Here is a 13,011-nt window from a genome sequence, read left to right as displayed (position 1 = left end):
GGGGAATTACCGGAAGGTTTTCCCCTCTGTTTTTTATAAACTAAGAAACGGGCAAAAATGCTTATTTGATAGAAACGGCTCTTTATTATTTCATTTGCTTCATGGTAACAAAAACAAACCGCACCAAATAGATCACCAAGAAGCCCACAATGGCCATTTGTAAGAAGTTGTTGAGAGTAAGGTCTTCACCGATGTAATATTTTAAAAACAGGGCGAAGGCGGTATACCCCAATGCGGCTTTGATAAAAAATAGAATTTCCCTGATGATAATTTTTTTTACCTGTTGCTCATTCATTTCTACCGGTCATAAAAGGTTAGAGGAGGTGGCAGACATCTTGTATGCAAATGGATCAATACAAGAAAACATCCACTCCTGTCATTCAGGGGTAAAGTAAAATAAGAAAAGGCAATTTCCCATCTTCAAGCAGGGGAAATTGCCTTTTCGGGCGGTTTTTATAATTATGATAACAATGTGCTGCCGGAGTGAAGGGCGGCTTATCGTCTGGCTTCTAACTGATAGGTTAATGCAATATCTTCAATAGTCAATTCGGCCTGATAAAACCAAGCGACTTTTTGTTCTTTCAGAATCACCTGAGCATCCAGTCCTTGCCATACAGTTTCTTTATGCGCGTTTAAATGTTGCCAGGAAGGTGCTCCGAATTTTTCTTCCAGCGTGGATTCTAGTACTGCCGGGTTTTTGAAATAAAAGGAAACGCTATACAGTCGTCCGTGGTAGAATTTCAAAACAGGGTATGCAGCCAGTTCCGCTTCAAAGGGAATATGCCATACATCCGAAAGGCGATACACTTCAACTTCTTCCTCTTGGGTAGTGGGAAGCGCTTGTAAATTTTTGAAGAGTGTTTTAGGAGCCCCCAGGTACATTTCTGCCAATTGATCAATAGGAAATGAAGAGGTATTGGAGGAGGCAACAGGGGAGGAGACAAGGTAAAAACCGAAGCAACTATTAAGAATCCAAAGTGCAAGAAGTTTCATAGTAGAGGAATGTAAATCAAGTGAAAAAAATACCTTAAAGTGTAGTTAATTTGCAGAGCCTGGAATATGCTTTAATCGATGATAACGGACTCTATGCTATTGAGAGGACAAATCAAATGCAAGTTGACAAAGGGTAAGGGTTGAGGAAGGGTAGTGTTTGAAAAAGCTTGTAGGTAATTTTGGATCGAAATTTGATTTCCCCAAAAAGCTTACATGCTTGAATGCTATTTATTCTTAGAAAAATAAAATATGTAAGTAGTTGATAATTAACTGATTACCTGTATGGTGTTATATTTTTACTTTTAGTGTTGCTTCTTTAGGTAAAAATCGCGTACTTACATTACATTAAACCATTTAATCAAGCTTTAACAATAATTTTAACAATTAAACCTCAACAAAGATGAAGATCTTATGTGTGTTATTCGCCTCTTTGTTCATTTTTGAGATTGCCGCTGCTACATCCCTCACCGGAGTAGATGACAAGGAAAAAACTAGCAAAAAAGCCCAAAAGAAGTATTGTTATTTAAGTGCCAGTAACCGGAACATCGATACGGGCGATACGTATGTATTTACTTCTGTATTTGCCATTGATGAAACGACTTGGGACGTGGAAAAACTGGACTTACTAGAACGCTTTGACGAAGTGTTGTATGAGATGTATCCGCAGAGTACCTTTGAGGTAGGCATCCAGTCTATCCAAGGAATTTACAATTCGAAAGAAGACGCTGAAAACAATAAAAAACAATTGCTGCAGCAAAAGGTAAAGGCAAACTGCAATACTGCCGAAATCAGTTTTGCGCCCACACCTACCAGTTAAAACACTTTGAACTACGCTAACTTGAACAGACTTATTTGTGAAAACCCCTTCCCTATGCCTTCGGGAAGGGGTTCTTCTTTGGGAAAACTGTTACTCTTCGTAGAGAACGTGTAGTAAGGTTTCTCCCACAGCTTGGAGTGTGTTTTTGTCAATACAGTGAATGTCATCCCGGTGAGTATGCCAATGTTGAAAGAACAAATGCTCTTTGGATTGGCTATGGTGAATGATGTCGATCATTGGAATACGGGCTACGGTATTGACATAGTAATGATCGTCTAATATTCCCATCGTCTTCTTCCGGAGAAAGTAATTCTTATACCCTAAGTTTTTTGCCTTGTTCCAGACCTTTCTGACAATTTTGGGAGCAAACTCCATAGAGTTACCCTCCATCGTAAAGGTTGCGTCTTTGGCGCCTACCATATCCAGGAGGATACCGTAATAGGCATGATAGTTTTTCTGATGCTTATTATTGGACCAATACTCTGAGCCCAGGCAGAATTTCCGGTCGTTTACCTCAGCACTTTCCGGAGCACCGTAGTCTTCCACATCAAAAAGCACAAGGTCGACACCTACTCTGGGAATCGTATCGTGTTGGAGCATGACACGCGCCATCTCCATTAATACTGCCACTCCGCTGGCTCCGTCATTGGCCCCGAGGATAGGAGAATCCTTGTCTACCGAATCGCGATCGGCATAAGGACGGGTATCCCAATGAGCAGCCAACATAATTCGCTTTTTCTTTTCCGGCCAAAGGGATGCGATGATATTTTTTCCGTTGAGCGTTGTATTGTTCCAAGCAGTGGCCTCAAATTCTTGAACCATCACCTCACAGCCAAAGCGCTTCAATTCGTCCTGAAGATATTGGGCACATTGGGCATGCGGGCTAGTATTAGGTACGCGGGGGCCGAACGCCAATTGTTGTTCTATGTAATGGTAAGAGGAATCGGAGTTGAATGTAGGAGGGGTAAGTGCTTCTTTAGCCGGCTTTGAATTTTCTTTGGTTTCGTCTTTTTTATCTGCACCACAAGAAATAAAACTGGTACAAATCCAAAGTACCATCAGCATCCTGCCTAATACGATCATGTTTTATCGAATTTGAGTTGGAAAATGGGTGAAGTTAAAAGAATAACAGCAAGTAAAAAGCACGGAACGTCCACCCCGGCTTGCTACTTGCTGAAAGATGTATAATACTATAATGTTATACTTCGTCATAGGCCCAGTCGACCTTGCCTTTCATATCTTTGAGTACAATGCCAATTTTCTTAAACTCCGCCCGGATCGCATCTACCCGTTCGTAATTCTTGGTTTCTTTGGCATTTTGATATTCTTCAATTACCGTATCTATAAGTAAATCAAGGTTTTCGGGTTTTTCTTCCACCAGTCCGAAAACCTCTTCTACAAAACGGATATAGGTTTCCTGCATTTGCCGAAAGGTCTCCTTATCCAACTTGGCCGAAGGCACACTTCCGGTATAAATGGAATTGATTTTTTTCAATAAATTGAACATCCCTGCCAAAGCGACCGCCGTGTTCAGGTCATCATTCATGCCCCGGTAAATAGAATGGATAATGCTGAGGATTTGCTTGTTTAGCTTTTCATCCGTTTCCACAGAAGCATCTTCAACATATTCCAGGCTTTTGGCGACTTTTAAGCCGTTGATCATTTTTTTGTAACCACGTTCGGCAGCTTTTAACGCATCGTTGGACAAGTCCATGGTGCTACGGTAATGCGTTTGAAGCATGAAAAACCGCAAAGTCATAGGACTGTAAGCTTGAGAGAGCAATTCGTGATTGCCGGCAAAGAGTTCGTTTGGCAGAATGGCGTTACCTACGGATTTTCCCATACGCTGCCCATTGATTGTCAGCATATTGGAGTGCATCCAGTATTGTACCGGCTCTTTGTCGTAAGTACCCACTCCTTGGGCTATTTCACATTCGTGGTGCGGAAACTGCAAGTCCATGCCTCCTCCATGAATGTCAAATTGCTCACCCAGGTATTTGGAACTCATCACCGAACACTCCAGGTGCCACCCCGGGAAACCGGTGCTCCAAGGAGACTCCCAGCGCATAATGTGTTCGGGAGAGGCTTTTTTCCACAGTGCAAAGTCCACATTGTTGCGTTTTTCCTCTTGTCCGTCCAGGCTGCGCTGCCCGGCCATAAGTTCATCTATTTTACGGCCTGAAAGTTTTCCGTAATGATTCTGTTCGTTGTATTTACTGACATCAAAATACACTGACCCGTTTGCCTCGTACGCCAAACCTTTGTTGAGCAATTCCTGTATCATTTTGATTTGCTCCATGATATGCCCGGTGGCGGTAGGCTCAATACTGGGAGAAAGGTTGTTAAGCCGGCCCATTACCGCTCTGAAATCCAAGGTATACCGTTGCACAATCTCCATAGGTTCCAGGTTTTCCAGCTTAGCCTTTTTGGCAATTTTATCTTCCCCCTCATCCGCATCGCTTTCCAAATGGCCTACATCCGTGATGTTGCGCACATAACGCACCTTATAGCCTAAGAAGCTCAGGTAACGGTAAACAATGTCAAAGACAGTGAAGGTACGACAATTACCCAAGTGTACATAACTATATACCGTTGGGCCACATACGTACATACCCACATAAGGAGGGTTGAGTGGCTTGAACGCCTCCTTCTTCCGGGTCAGGGTATTATAGATTTTGATTTGCTGATCCATAGCCGCAAAAATATAAAATCGAAACTCGTTGTGCAATGGAATAAATACCCACCGCAGTAGATTCCTGCCGAACTGCTCAAAGGTATGCAGCAGAAAGCATTGAACAGTGGAAATAGTTCTTTTTTCAATGGATAAACTTAACGAAGTGAATTGAACTTTTCCTTTTTCCTAAAAAATGTTTCATAAACGCCTCCTCTGTCTTACTTTTTTCAACAATAGCATTGGCTATTCTTTTCAAAAAGTACCTTGATGAGCCGGTTTTGATTCCATGTTCGGTCAAAAACTATACGTTTAAACCACTTCAACAATTAAGATTTATAACTGAAAAGAAGCCGGCAAGTGGAACTGTACTTATTTTGGAAATGAAAAACTGGAAATGGCCAGTAGGTGCCGTGTTGTTTGAAAGTGAAATAACCAAAATCCAGTATCTACTTGTGAATCAAGGAGCTTTGTTGTAAAAAATGGGTTACTTTTTGTAGATTTAATGATAAATAACAAACTATTTACTACTAAACTACAACAAACTATGAAATCCGGAATCCTGCTATTATTTTCATTATTGCTGTTTGTCGCGGATACACTTTTGGCCCAATGCAATCCCTTTTACAACCTGGAAGAAGGGCGGGTGTTTGAGTTAACCCATTACAATAAAAAAGACAAAGTTGAGAGCGTGGTAAAAAATACCGTGCAAGACTTTACGGTAAACGGAAGCGACTTTCTTGCCGTCATCCGTTCAAAAACCACAGATAGTAAGAGCAAAGAGGTATTGGAGGGGTCCTATGAAATCCAATGCAAGGAAGGTGTGCTTTATATTGATCCTAACCAGATGATCCCAAATGATGCGATGGCGGCTTATAAAAATGTGAACGTGACGATGGAAGGGGACGATCTGCAATTTCCCTCCTCCTTGGAAGTGGGAATGGCATTGGAGGACGCATCTTTCACCACAAAAATCGAAATGGAAGGGAACGAAGCATCCTCCAATCCGGTAGCGAACCTGACGGTGAACGAAACCAATTTTACCATTACCAACCGGAAAGTAGAAAATAAGGAAAACATCAGCACTCCGGCCGGTACATTCAATTGTTATAAAATTTCCTATACCTTGATAGGGGAAACGAAAATATTCGGAATTAAAAAGAAATTTGAATACGCAAGTGTAGAATGGATTGCCAAAGGAGTGGGGGTTGTAAAATCCGAATCGTACAACGCCAAAGGGAAGCTTTTGGGGTATACAATGTTGACAGCTTATAAGTGAGAAAAAGGTACCGGGTACGTGAAAGGGTATTTTATGAAGTCTGTAATTACAAACTAATAAATATTTCTGACGAGCCTCGGAGATGTTTAGAAATAAAAGGTCAGGACAATGCGCTGTTCTGGCCTTTTGTGATTTGAAATACAGAGAAATATGAACAGGTGACCATGTTATATCATGAGAAAGAAACGGGTAAAGCTTGGCGTGTAAGTACCGGTTTTTAAGTTCGAAATTTATAAATTTAGCATTGAAGTGAATTAACCTTTTTCTTTTTTCTAAAAAATGTTTCAAAAAGGCCTCCTCTGCGTTACTTTTTTCAACAATAGCATTGGCTATTCTTTTCAAAAAGAGCCTTGATGAGCCGGTTTTGATTCCATGTTCGGTCAAAAACTATACGTTTAAACCACTTCATTTAATTATCTAACCTGAAAAACGAAATCGAAAATGAAAAAATCGCTATGTTTATGTGTGTTGCTGGGTGCGGGTTTGTTGGCCAATGCCCAGACAAAAATGAAGCCTGAAGACACGGAGGTTTGGAAACCTGAGCCCAAAGTAGTTACTCCTGGCAAGGGGATGCAAGCTCCTTCCGATGCAATTGTATTATTTGACGGGTCGAATCTAAGTGAGTGGGAACCGGAGAAGGGGAAGAAAATTACCTGGAAACACGAGGGAGATGCCTTAACGGTGGTCAAAGGAGCGGGAGTAATCCGGAGTAAGCGCTCTTTTGGGGATATGCAATTGCATATTGAATGGAGAAGCCCGAAGAAAGTAGTCGGTACAGGGCAGGGAAGAGGAAATAGCGGAGTGTTTTTACAGGGAATCTACGAAGTCCAAGTACTGGATTCCTATCAAAACAAAACGTATTCGAACGGACAGGCAGCCAGTGTTTACAAACAACATATCCCGTTGGCAAATGCTTGTTTGCCTCCTGGCGAATGGCAAACGTATGATATTATTTACAAAGCTCCTCGTTTTAAAAAGGACGGATCTTTGGTTTCTCCGGCCTATGTTACGGTCATTCACAATGGCATCTTGGTCCAGAATCATGTAGAAATTAAAGGGGCAACAGAGTACATTGGCCATCCCGAATATAAAGCACACGGAAAAGGATCTTTGGTTTTGCAAGACCATGGTAATCCTGTAAGCTTTCGAAATATTTGGGTCAGAGAATTGGATTGATTTTGCCTGGTTTTTCCAAAAGGTAAAAGCAAAGCACTTCGAATTACTTTTGAAGTGCTTTTTTATTCTTAATAAGGGTATCGTTTCTTATTATTGGAAAAAATGGCATCAATTCCATACTTTCCACTTCCCACACACAAAAACATCAGCCCGGCAAACAGATATAGTAAAGCCATTTCTTTTTGTCTGAAGGGGTCTTGTGCATGTTGCATAAATGCTGCCACTCCCATAGTAATACTCACCATCAGGGCAGAAGGACGGGAAAAAAGACCGATGGCCAATAAGATTCCACCCACAAACTCCCCTATGCCTGCCAACCAGGCGAAAACAAAAGGTGCGGGAAAATGTAGCTTCTCAATGACTGAAACAAAGCCTTCGGAAGGAGGGATTTTACCTGAGCCGTGTTGAAATGCCATTGTCAAACCGATAAATACACGGAGCAATAACAAGCCGATGTTGGCTAAAGAAGATTCGATGCGTTCGGTACCAATTAGGAAGTTTTTTAGCATTGGCTGAAGAGGATTTTAAATGGTTGAGACATAATTTTAAGCACTTGTTCTTGTTTTGGGGTAGCGCCCCAAGTAGTTTCAACAAGTGAAATTTTGTTTGTGATCAAATGGAGGATGGCTGCTGTTTTCGTAACCGGTACCTCTTCATTTGACGGTTGATCATTTACCGTGGATTTCCTTGTATCCAATGTTTCTGCCAAAGGACAAAACATACAATACTAGAGAACCCCTTTTAATTCTGTGTAGCAAAATTCATGGCGATAGTTTTGGGTTTGCCTGGTGAAGATTGTAGGAGGTATAGACCGCCTTAGTTAGTTTAAGTAAGAGGAATTTGAACCTGTATTTGATAACACAGATAGCATATCTGAGCACACCCAATATGGTTTTAGCTAATTAATATAAAAACTCAGACCGTTTTACGAAAGTCTGGTAGTATGTTTAGGATGTAATTGAGTTGTCAAAGTTGTTGGTTTCCAATTTCAGAAGAGTAGTTTTATAACTTCTTAAAAAAAAACCGATGGCACAAAGATAATTAAGGTTTTGTAACGAGCAAATTATAGCGAAAAACATGCATTCTGAGTGAAGAGGGCAGGTTTTGACTTATGGGGTACAGAAAGAGGAAAAAACAAGAGGTAAGTACTTGATTCAGAGAAAGGATCACTTTGAACGAAGAAAGAGTAGAGAGGCGATTGAAAAAATACCTTATAGAGGTTGTTATTTTCAAAAGGGAGTATAGTGTTAAGGTTTGTTGACTACTATACTCCCTGTTTTTATATGAATTTAAGGTAATGTTGAAAAATCAATTTCCGGTTGTTGTCCGGTGGCTTCCCTGGTGAAGTAAGAGTTCATCTCGGTCCGTTCGCTGAAAAAACCACAATTTTTTAAGAAAAAGCGGCCACCTTCTTCTCCTCCGGCATAGTCAAGACGGGAGTCTTTGCGGGCGGTAGCATCTGCTGTAAATTTTGCTTTCGTCAGTTCGTGCCAGTTACCTTCTTTATCACACACCCACTGGTTGCCGTAATGGCCCTTGCGGCTGGTTTGCCCTCTGGAGGTAATGAAGTTTTCTAAGAATGAGTGAGGGCGAGTGAGGTATGTATGGGTTTTGGGGCGGCTAAAGCTGGCGATGAGCTGCCATTCCCCAATCTCAGGTGCATAAAAATACGCGCTGTACTCCGTAGTACTTTCCGAGGATGGGCGACCTCTTAACAAAAAGCGATAGGTATTGCCCGCTTTCCACATGTATTTCCGGTAACTTTGCCCTCCGGAACCCTCGTTGCCGAATTTTCCGGCATGTACATCTTCTCCTTTTTTGAGCAATTGAATGCGCTGGTCTTCCGGAATGTCTTCCGGGTTGTCGGTTTTATAAGGGCTCCACACCGAAAACAAAATTCTACGTTCGGTAGCGGAGTTTACCTGAATGCCAAAGTACCCTTCGCCAAAGCCATTTGCCATAAAGTACGACCCGATCACGTCTTCTCCTTCGGGAACGGTGATTTCGTTGTAAAACCACTCAACATCTTTCACTTCTTCAGGAACCTGGTAACTTAAATGCACGGAAGGCCCGCGCCTGCCCCAGTAGAAGTCCTCCTTTACAAAATACATTTTTTCAGTACTCACCGGACCTCCGATCAGGATATGGCTAACATCTGCAAAAGTGTCTGCTGTTTTACTGATTCCTTGCATGGTAAGCGTTTGGTAGCCCGCTTGTGCGATGTTGAAAGTACCGATGGGAATCGTGTCATATTCAGTGTTACTTAGGGTGATTTCTTTTGAATTATCGCCTAGGGTAACGTTAAGTGTCGATCTCCCGGAAACTACTTTCGCCCGGATGCCCAAATGCATTTCACCGCTTGTTTCCACCCGGAAAAAACTACGAATCTGGCTGGCGGGGTTTTTCCATTGTTGAATCCCGTTTTCCGTGATCATGTTCTGGTTTTCTTCAATGGGGTCATGGACCCAACTGTTTCCCCGGGTAGGGACGGCCACGGTCAACTCCGAAGCTGTAAATTGATGTTTAGGTAAATCATTCTTGCATGCTGTAAGTACCAGGCATGTTGCAAGCAATGTGTAAAAGAAGTTTTTTTTCATAATATAAATGTAAAGGGTGTAAGCATTGGGTTAACCTGCTTAAGTACTTGTAAGGGTTTATTGTTGTCGTACACAATAAATCAAACAAATATAAACGCATTTCCCAAATTAAAGAGAATTATCTGAAAAAGCGGAAAGATTTCCCAGGAATGATGGCTGGAAAAACAGGTGAAGTGCTATGGGAGGAGTTAAAAATAAAAAGGCTTGCCGATCAATTCAACAAGCCTTTATTGGGAAGTGGTGATGAGTGGATTCGAACCACCGACTCACGGATTTTCAGTCCGATGCTCTACCAACTGAGCTACATCACCATCTTTTGATGGAAGTACCCATTAAAAGAAATACTTCTAAAATTAAGTGAAAAATGCAATACAATTCCGTTGAATTGTATTTGTGGTGATGAGTGGATTCGAACCACCGACTCACGGATTTTCAGTCCGATGCTCTACCAACTGAGCTACATCACCAGGATGTTTTTGTATTATCAGTGCCTTTCTCTGTTAAAGGCGATGCAAAGGTAGAAAATGGATTGGTATCTGCCAAATCTTTCTATAGAAATATTGATGGTTTTTTGGGGTGTGATTGCTGGAAAGTATGGTAATGCTAATGGTTTTCAGAATATTATATGCTTGAAAAAAAAACAAGAAAAAATAATATAGAAACAAGGGTTAGGAGTGGAGTATGAGTTTTTACAAGGATTTGACCAACTCCTAACCCTTGGGCCGGGTGTTAAACTAATAGTATTTTCCTGGCATTAAATAATTTTTTACATAATCCGACACTCCTTCTTCCAAACTGGTAAACGGCTTGGTATAGCCAATACTGCGAAGTTTGTCCATATTGGCTTCGGTGAAGTACTGGTATTTATCTCGGATATCTTCCGGAGTATCTATAAATGCAATATCCTCTTCTTTGCCCAAGGCTTTAAAAGTACTCTTAGTCAAATCCAAAAAGGTTCTGGCGCTGCCCGTTCCCAGGTTGTAAATGCCCGAGTCTTTTCGGTGATGCATTAAGAAGCGGATTACATCCAGCAAATCTTTGACATAAATGAAATCGCGTTGTTGCTCTCCGTCTTTAAAGTCAGGGTTATGAGAGCGGAATAGCTTCATTTTATCCGTAGCATTGATTTGGTTGAAGGCATGAAAGATTACCGAGGCCATTCTGCTTTTGTGATATTCGTTGGGGCCGTATACGTTGAAGAATTTTAAACCTGCCCAGAAAAAAGGTTTTTCTTCTTGTTGCAAAGCCCAAATATCAAAGAGGTTCTTAGAATCCCCGTACGGGTTGAGGGGTTTTAATTGGGGAATGATGGCTTCATTGTCATCATAACCTAATTCTCCCAGACCATAGGTGGCCGCAGAGGAAGCGTAAATCAATGGGATTTGGTATTGACAACAAGCCTTCCAGGTGTTTTTGGTAAACTCGATGTTTAAGCGCTCAAAAATATCCCGGTCAAATTCTGTGGTATCGGTACGGGCACCGATATGTAAAATGAATTCTACATGTTCGTTGTGCTCGTCTAACCAAGTAAATAAATCATCCCGGTGAACCCGCTCCTGAATGGTTTTGCCTTCCAGGTTTTTATTTTTTTCGGCGTTGGAAAAATCATCCACAGCGATGATAGCATTAAAATTATCTTGATTCAAGCGGCTGATCAGACAGCTTCCAATAAAACCCGCTGCTCCTGTTACTATGATCATTGTATATTGTCGTTTATGTTGAACAAGCTTGTATTTGGCTTGCAATTTATAGCTTTTTGGGCAGAATTTTCCTTGAATTCCCCAATCCCTGCCATCTCAATCCATCGGTATTCATGTTTTTTATTACTAATTTTGCGGCTGATTGAATAATTCAGGTTAGTATGGTACATATTTGTAGGAAAGAGCATTTTAATGCGGCTCATAAGTTATACAACGAGGCTTGGTCAAAAGAGAAGAACGAAGCGATGTTCGGGCCTTGTGCCAACGAAAACTGGCATGGACATAATTTCGAATTGATCGTGACCGTGAAAGGCACCCCCCATCCTGACACCGGATTGGTGATGGATCTGAAACTGTTGAGTAAAATCATCAAAAAGCATATCATCGAAGAGGTGGATCATAAAAACCTCAATCTGGATGTCAGCTTTTTGAAAGGAAAAATGCCAAGCTGTGAGATTCTGGTGACTGAATTTTGGGAAATCCTGGTGAGGGAAATCAACGCGGCTGCTCCGGAAGTACAGTTACATTGTATCGAACTCTTTGAAACCCGGAACAACTTTGTCCGGTATTATGGAGAGTAGACAAAGACGTAAAGAGACCGTCCAGGCAGGAATCGGTCTTTCCATTGTTCAACCCTCGAAGTCCACCACATGAAATACTATATCATTGCAGGCGAAAAATCGGGAGATTTGCATGCATCCAACCTGGTAAAGGAGCTCAGCCGCTTAGACCCGGAAGCCACCTTCAGAGGTTGGGGCGGAGATGAAATGGAAAAAGCCGGAGTGGACCTGGTAACGCATTACCGGGAGATGGCCTTTATGGGGTTTTGGGAGGTGATTGTAAACTTTCGGACGATCCGGAAGTTTATCAAACAATGTCAAAAGGATATTTTGGACTACCGGCCGGATGTGGTGATACTCGTGGATTATGCCGGGTTTAATTTGCGTATTGCTAAATTTACGCACAAACATGGCATTCGTAATTATTATTATATTTCCCCCAAGCTATGGGCCTGGAACCAAAAACGGGCCTGGAAAATAAAGCGCTACATCGACCGGATGTTTGTGATCCTTCATTTTGAAAAAGACTTCTATAAAAAATTCCGGATGGAGGTCGATTATGTGGGGAATCCTCTTTTTGATGCCATTTCCCAGTTTAAAGCGGACTCCCGTTTTCTGGAAAAGCATCAACTGACCGAAAAGCCTCTGATCGCCGTGTTACCCGGAAGCCGCAAACAGGAGTTGAAATTTATCTTTGAAACCATGCTTCAAGTAGTGGATGACTTTCCCGGTTATCAGTTTGTAGTGGCAGGGGTAGATAATCTGCCGGAGGAAATGTACCAACCGGCTTTGGACAAAGGCTTGAAGGTCGTGTATAATGCCACCTATGATTTGTTGGCTAATGCTCAGGCGGCTGTCGTTACTTCCGGAACAGCTACCTTGGAGACGGCTCTTTTCAAAGTTCCCGAGGTGGTTTGTTATAAAATGAACCGTTTGACGTATTTTATTGGGAGGTTAGTCATAAAAGTGAAGTATATTTCCCTTGTAAACTTGTTGGCTCAAAAGGAAGTAGTGAAAGAACTGATTCAAAAAGAGTTCACCCCTGAAAACCTGGGTAAAGAATTGGATGCGGCATTAAACGGGAAGCGGGAAGTAATCATGGAAGACTATCAGCAATTAATTGACCTGATTAAAACCGAAGGGACCAGCCAACGAACAGCCTCTCTGATGATTAACTACCTGAAGGAACAAAACCGGTAACAAAGCGACCTGAGCTCT

Annotated in this window: 12 protein-coding genes and 2 tRNA genes; 5 read left to right on the top strand and 9 right to left on the bottom strand. The window is 41.7% G+C overall.

The window, feature by feature from the left end:
• Positions 1–85: 85 nt before the first annotated feature.
• Positions 86–295 (bottom strand): hypothetical protein, encoded by a 210-nt coding sequence (locus tag AAG747_RS12565; protein WP_346821524.1) that lies wholly within the window; start codon positions 293–295, stop codon positions 86–88.
• Between the two features lie 200 nt (positions 296–495).
• On the bottom strand, positions 496–993 hold the full coding sequence (locus tag AAG747_RS12560; RefSeq protein ID WP_346821523.1) for a hypothetical protein: 498 nt from the start codon (positions 991–993) through the stop codon (positions 496–498).
• 400 nt (positions 994–1,393) lie between these two features.
• Here AAG747_RS12560 and AAG747_RS12555 point away from each other — a divergent pair, with 400 nt between their 5' ends.
• Positions 1,394–1,810 (top strand): hypothetical protein, encoded by a 417-nt coding sequence (locus tag AAG747_RS12555; protein ID WP_346821522.1) that lies wholly within the window; start codon positions 1,394–1,396, stop codon positions 1,808–1,810.
• 90 nt (positions 1,811–1,900) lie between these two features.
• Here the strand turns inward: AAG747_RS12555 and AAG747_RS12550 are convergent, their stop codons facing one another.
• Positions 1,901–2,893, bottom strand: a complete 993-nt coding sequence (locus AAG747_RS12550) for a M28 family peptidase (RefSeq protein WP_346821521.1) — start codon at positions 2,891–2,893, stop codon at positions 1,901–1,903.
• 115 nt (positions 2,894–3,008) lie between these two features.
• Positions 3,009–4,502: a cysteine--tRNA ligase gene (cysS, locus tag AAG747_RS12545; protein WP_346821520.1), complete on the bottom strand. Its 1,494-nt coding sequence runs from the start codon at positions 4,500–4,502 to the stop codon at positions 3,009–3,011.
• Between the two features lie 526 nt (positions 4,503–5,028).
• Between cysS and AAG747_RS12540 the strand changes: the two genes are divergently transcribed.
• Together AAG747_RS12540 and AAG747_RS12535 are read left to right on the top strand one after the other, a co-directional pair.
• The gene (locus AAG747_RS12540) at positions 5,029–5,760 is read left to right on the top strand and encodes a TapB family protein (RefSeq protein ID WP_346821519.1); all 732 of its coding nucleotides are present in this window, start codon (positions 5,029–5,031) and stop codon (positions 5,758–5,760) included.
• Positions 5,761–6,201: 441 nt separating this feature from the next.
• Positions 6,202–6,936 carry a 3-keto-disaccharide hydrolase gene (locus tag AAG747_RS12535; protein WP_346821518.1) on the top strand — a complete coding sequence of 245 codons (735 nt, stop codon included), beginning with the start codon at positions 6,202–6,204 and terminating at the stop codon, positions 6,934–6,936.
• 68 nt (positions 6,937–7,004) lie between these two features.
• Here AAG747_RS12535 and AAG747_RS12530 read toward each other — a convergent pair whose 3' ends face one another.
• From AAG747_RS12530 to rfaD, 5 genes are all read right to left on the bottom strand, one after another.
• Positions 7,005–7,445 carry a DoxX family protein gene (locus AAG747_RS12530; RefSeq protein WP_346821517.1) on the bottom strand — a complete coding sequence of 147 codons (441 nt, stop codon included), beginning with the start codon at positions 7,443–7,445 and terminating at the stop codon, positions 7,005–7,007.
• A gap of 780 nt (positions 7,446–8,225) precedes the next feature.
• Positions 8,226–9,533 carry a DUF3472 domain-containing protein gene (locus tag AAG747_RS12525; protein ID WP_346821516.1) on the bottom strand — a complete coding sequence of 436 codons (1,308 nt, stop codon included), beginning with the start codon at positions 9,531–9,533 and terminating at the stop codon, positions 8,226–8,228.
• Positions 9,534–9,771: 238 nt separating this feature from the next.
• Positions 9,772–9,844: transfer RNA gene (locus tag AAG747_RS12520), tRNA-Phe, on the bottom strand.
• A gap of 83 nt (positions 9,845–9,927) precedes the next feature.
• Positions 9,928–10,000 (bottom strand) — tRNA-Phe (locus AAG747_RS12515).
• Between the two features lie 267 nt (positions 10,001–10,267).
• Positions 10,268–11,233 carry an ADP-glyceromanno-heptose 6-epimerase gene (rfaD, locus tag AAG747_RS12510; RefSeq protein WP_346821515.1) on the bottom strand — a complete coding sequence of 322 codons (966 nt, stop codon included), beginning with the start codon at positions 11,231–11,233 and terminating at the stop codon, positions 10,268–10,270.
• A gap of 161 nt (positions 11,234–11,394) precedes the next feature.
• On the opposite strand from rfaD, the gene AAG747_RS12505 reads away from it, so the two are divergent.
• Both AAG747_RS12505 and lpxB read left to right on the top strand, forming a co-directional pair.
• Positions 11,395–11,814: a 6-pyruvoyl trahydropterin synthase family protein gene (locus AAG747_RS12505; RefSeq protein ID WP_346821514.1), complete on the top strand. Its 420-nt coding sequence runs from the start codon at positions 11,395–11,397 to the stop codon at positions 11,812–11,814.
• Positions 11,815–11,883: 69 nt separating this feature from the next.
• Positions 11,884–12,993: a lipid-A-disaccharide synthase gene (gene lpxB, locus AAG747_RS12500; protein WP_346821513.1), complete on the top strand. Its 1,110-nt coding sequence runs from the start codon at positions 11,884–11,886 to the stop codon at positions 12,991–12,993.
• The last annotated feature ends 18 nt before the right edge of the window (positions 12,994–13,011 follow it).

It is taken from the genome of Rapidithrix thailandica, from assembly GCF_039710355.1.
Lineage (GTDB): Bacteria > Bacteroidota > Bacteroidia > Cytophagales > Flammeovirgaceae > Rapidithrix > Rapidithrix thailandica.
The sequence above is the reverse complement of the archived record's forward strand: the minus strand, read 5'-3'. Positions and strand labels throughout refer to the sequence as shown.

Bases quoted from the DNA above. Each gene is read 5' to 3' on its own strand.
- AAG747_RS12505 (WP_346821514.1), top strand. From the start codon at position 11,395: ATGGTACATATTTGTAGGAAAGAGCATTTTAATGCGGCTCATAAGTTA.
- AAG747_RS12525 (WP_346821516.1), bottom strand. From the start codon at position 9,533: ATGAAAAAAAACTTCTTTTACACATTGCTTGCAACATGCCTGGTACTT.
- AAG747_RS12560 (WP_346821523.1), bottom strand. From the start codon at position 993: ATGAAACTTCTTGCACTTTGGATTCTTAATAGTTGCTTCGGTTTTTAC.
- cysS (WP_346821520.1), bottom strand. From the start codon at position 4,502: ATGGATCAGCAAATCAAAATCTATAATACCCTGACCCGGAAGAAGGAG.
- AAG747_RS12550 (WP_346821521.1), bottom strand. From the start codon at position 2,893: ATGATCGTATTAGGCAGGATGCTGATGGTACTTTGGATTTGTACCAGT.
- AAG747_RS12535 (WP_346821518.1), top strand. From the start codon at position 6,202: ATGAAAAAATCGCTATGTTTATGTGTGTTGCTGGGTGCGGGTTTGTTG.
- rfaD (WP_346821515.1), bottom strand. From the start codon at position 11,233: ATGATCATAGTAACAGGAGCAGCGGGTTTTATTGGAAGCTGTCTGATC.
- AAG747_RS12540 (WP_346821519.1), top strand. From the start codon at position 5,029: ATGAAATCCGGAATCCTGCTATTATTTTCATTATTGCTGTTTGTCGCG.
- AAG747_RS12555 (WP_346821522.1), top strand. From the start codon at position 1,394: ATGAAGATCTTATGTGTGTTATTCGCCTCTTTGTTCATTTTTGAGATT.
- AAG747_RS12530 (WP_346821517.1), bottom strand. From the start codon at position 7,445: ATGCTAAAAAACTTCCTAATTGGTACCGAACGCATCGAATCTTCTTTA.
- lpxB (WP_346821513.1), top strand. From the start codon at position 11,884: ATGAAATACTATATCATTGCAGGCGAAAAATCGGGAGATTTGCATGCA.
- AAG747_RS12565 (WP_346821524.1), bottom strand. From the start codon at position 295: ATGAATGAGCAACAGGTAAAAAAAATTATCATCAGGGAAATTCTATTT.